Below are 2,845 nucleotides of genomic sequence, written 5' to 3'. Positions count from 1 at the left end.
TGAAATAGAAAATAATCACGAAGCTCAGCCAGATATAGCCCCGGTTGTGGCCCCGGAATACGACCCAAGCAAAGGGGAGTAAGGGCAGTAGCTTGACCGCGAGTATCAACAGCACGGACACGCCTTCCGGCGGCTGGGGATAGAAGGTGGTAATGACCAGTAACACCAGGACGGCGGAGTAGAGCGCGGCCGTCAGATTGCGGGTAAATCGAGCGTTATCAGCGTACAGCATGAACAGTCCCGTGGTTTGGTGGGTCGAGGAGGCAAAAAGGGTGCAATCGGCCTCAGCGCAGCTTCAGGGCAAGGGTGGCCAGGCGCTGACCGAAGGCCTGGCACAGGGCCTTTTCATCGTCACTCAGAGGTTTCTGGGCATCGGTGCCCGCCCAGTGTGATGGACCGTAAGGGGTGCCGCCCGTTGTGGTGGTGGCCAGTGCCTGTTCGGTATAGGGCAGTCCGCAGATCACCATGCCGTGGTGCAGCAGGGGCAGCATCATGGAGGTCAGGGTGGTTTCCTGTCCGCCATGGAGGCTGCCGGTGGAAGTAAAGGCCCCGGCCGGTTTCCCCGCCATGGCACCGCTGAGCCACAGGTCACCGGTGCTGTCGAGAAAATACTTCAGCGGCGCCGCCATATTGCCGAAGCGGGTAGGGCTGCCAATAGCCAGACCGGCACAGCCCGCCAGATCTGCTTTGCTGCACCAGGGCGCGCCTTCGTCAGGCACCGCCGGTGCACTGGCTTCAGTATCGGGGGAGACCGGTGGTACCGCACGGATGCGGGCATCGATGCCATCAACCCTGGCAACGCCCCGGGCAATCTGACTGGCCATGGTGGCGGTTTGTCCGTTGCGGCTGTAATAGAGAATCAGTGCGTAGGGAGCCGTAACAGCCTCCGCTGTGGTGGTATTGTTCATAATCTCCAGCATGTCTGAATGGGTGAACAGACGTTCTCGGTGTCCGGTCAATGAGGTCAGAACAGAGCCAGCACTGCCTCCGGTGGGCGCCCGATGGCGGCTTTGGCGCCACGGGTCACAATGGGGCGCTCGATAAGCTTTGGTGTTGCACAGAGTGCTGTGATCAGCTGCTGCTCTGACAGTTCCCGATCGTCCAGTCCCAGTTCCTTGTATTCGGATTCCTTAACCCGGATGATATCCCTCACCTTTACCCCGAGTGCTCCGACCAGATCTGCCAGTTCTGTTTCGTTGGGCGGCGTCTCGAGGTAGCGTATAATTTCCGGCTTTATGCCGCGCTCTTCAAGCAGGGCAAGGGTTTCCCGGGATTTTGAACAGCGTGGATTGTGGTAGATACGGGTAATGTCTGTCATTGGTCTGCTCTCTTCAGAATGTGCCAAGTCTAGCAGGAGGTTCCATGGGGAAGTACCCCGTTTTTCTGATGTTCGCCGGTCTGTTCAGCCTTGCCGGGTGCAGCAGCGAGAGTCCCGCTACCCCGCCGGTGTCGGAAATGACATTTGCCACAGCCGAGGGCGGCAAGATTGCCTGGGCTGACTATCGGGGCCAGTGGGTACTGGTCAACTACTGGGCGGAATGGTGCAAGCCCTGCCTGGAAGAAATACCCGAGCTGAACGATGTTGACGGGATTGTCGGGGTTACTGTCATGGCCGTCAATTTTGACGGGATCAGCGGTGATGAGCTGACCGAGCTGGGCCAACGCATGAACATTACCTTCACCATGCTGGCGGACGATCCGGCACCGGCGTTTGGCTGGACCATGCCCGGCGCCTTGCCGGTGACCTTTGTGGTCAACCCCGATGGTGAGTTGACTGAAACCCTGCTGGGGCCCCAGACAGAGGATGGCCTGATGGCACTGATGGGAATTGATCCGGGCCATTGAGCCGGGTTGATCCGACCTACTTCTGTTTTCCGGAACTGAACTGTTATGACCCAGAATTTTGTACACCTGCGTGTTCACTCCGAGTATTCCATGGTGGACGGGCTTATTCGCGTCAAGCCCCTGATCAACCGGGTGAAAGAGCTGGGTATGCCGGCGGTTGGACTCACTGAGCAGTCCAATATGTGTTCGCTGGTCCGGTTCTATAAGGCGGCGATGGCGGCGGGCGTAAAACCTCTGCCGGGCGCGGACCTGTGGCTGGAAAATCCCGATGAACCGGAGAACCCGTTCCGGCTGACGCTGCTGGCCCGCAATCCTGCCGGTTATCGTCATCTGACCGAGATCATTTCCCTGGGCTACACCGAGGGGCAGCGCTTCGGCAAACCGGTCATTGCCCGGGCGTGGCTGGAGGCTCGCCGCGGCGGATTGATCGCGCTTTCCGGCGGCAAGATGGGCGATGTCGGCAAGGCCCTGATGGCCGGCAAGCCGGAACTGGCCCGCGACCGGCTTGATTACTGGATGAATCTGTACCCGGACAGCTACTACCTTGAGCTGCAGCGCACCGGGCGTGAGAACGATGAGCACTGTCTGCACCTGAGCGTTAACCTGGCCACCGAGGCCGGGTGTCCGGTGGTGGCTACCAATGATGTTCACTTTCTCTACCAGGACGACTTCGAGGCTCATGAAGCGCGGGTCTGCATCGGTGAGAGTCGTACCCTGGCCGATCCGCGCCGTGATCGCAGATTCAGCGACCAGCAGTATCTGCGCAGTGCGGAAGAAATGATCGAGCTGTTCTCCGACATTCCGGAAGCCATCGAAAACACTCTGGAAATAGCGCGACGCTGCAGTGTTCCGGTAAAGATGGGCGAGTACTTCCTGCCCAATTACCCGGTGCCGGAAGGCATGGACATGGACGAGTATTTCCGCAAGGTATCGGAGGAAGGCCTGGAAGAGCGATTGGCAAAAACGCTCAGCAAGGATGATCCGGAATACGACAGCAAAC

Annotated in this window: 5 protein-coding genes; 2 read left to right on the top strand and 3 right to left on the bottom strand. The window is 59.1% G+C overall.

Going from position 1 to position 2,845, the window contains the following annotated elements:
- The 3 genes from AAC035_RS20355 to arsC form a co-directional block, all read right to left on the bottom strand.
- Positions 1-232, bottom strand: a 232-nt coding sequence (locus AAC035_RS20355; RefSeq protein ID WP_339806939.1) for a DUF2069 domain-containing protein, incomplete at its 3' end; no start/stop codon positions are given.
- Between the two features lie 52 nt (positions 233-284).
- A complete protein-coding gene (wrbA, locus tag AAC035_RS20350) occupies positions 285-908 on the bottom strand; it encodes an NAD(P)H:quinone oxidoreductase (protein ID WP_339806938.1) in 624 nt (207 codons plus the stop codon).
- A gap of 56 nt (positions 909-964) precedes the next feature.
- Positions 965-1,318: an arsenate reductase (glutaredoxin) gene (gene arsC / locus AAC035_RS20345; RefSeq protein WP_339806937.1), complete on the bottom strand. Its 354-nt coding sequence runs from the start codon at positions 1,316-1,318 to the stop codon at positions 965-967.
- 44 nt (positions 1,319-1,362) lie between these two features.
- On the opposite strand from arsC, the gene AAC035_RS20340 reads away from it, so the two are divergent.
- Together AAC035_RS20340 and AAC035_RS20335 are read left to right on the top strand one after the other, a co-directional pair.
- On the top strand, positions 1,363-1,845 hold the full coding sequence (locus tag AAC035_RS20340) for a TlpA disulfide reductase family protein (protein WP_339806936.1): 483 nt from the start codon (positions 1,363-1,365) through the stop codon (positions 1,843-1,845).
- Between the two features lie 45 nt (positions 1,846-1,890).
- On the top strand, positions 1,891-2,845 hold a 955-nt coding region (locus AAC035_RS20335), incomplete at its 3' end, for a PHP domain-containing protein (protein WP_339806935.1).

Source organism: uncultured Marinobacter sp., assembly GCF_963974375.1.
In the GTDB taxonomy this organism is placed as follows: Bacteria; Pseudomonadota; Gammaproteobacteria; order Pseudomonadales; family Oleiphilaceae; genus Marinobacter.
The sequence above is the reverse complement of the archived record's forward strand: the minus strand, read 5'-3'. Positions and strand labels throughout refer to the sequence as shown.

Excerpts from the sequence above, each read along its gene's own strand:
- wrbA (WP_339806938.1), bottom strand. The coding sequence starts at position 908 with ATGAACAATACCACCACAGCGGAGGCTGTTACGGCTCCCTACGCACTG.
- arsC (WP_339806937.1), bottom strand. The coding sequence starts at position 1,318 with ATGACAGACATTACCCGTATCTACCACAATCCACGCTGTTCAAAATCC.
- AAC035_RS20340 (WP_339806936.1), top strand. The coding sequence starts at position 1,363 with ATGGGGAAGTACCCCGTTTTTCTGATGTTCGCCGGTCTGTTCAGCCTT.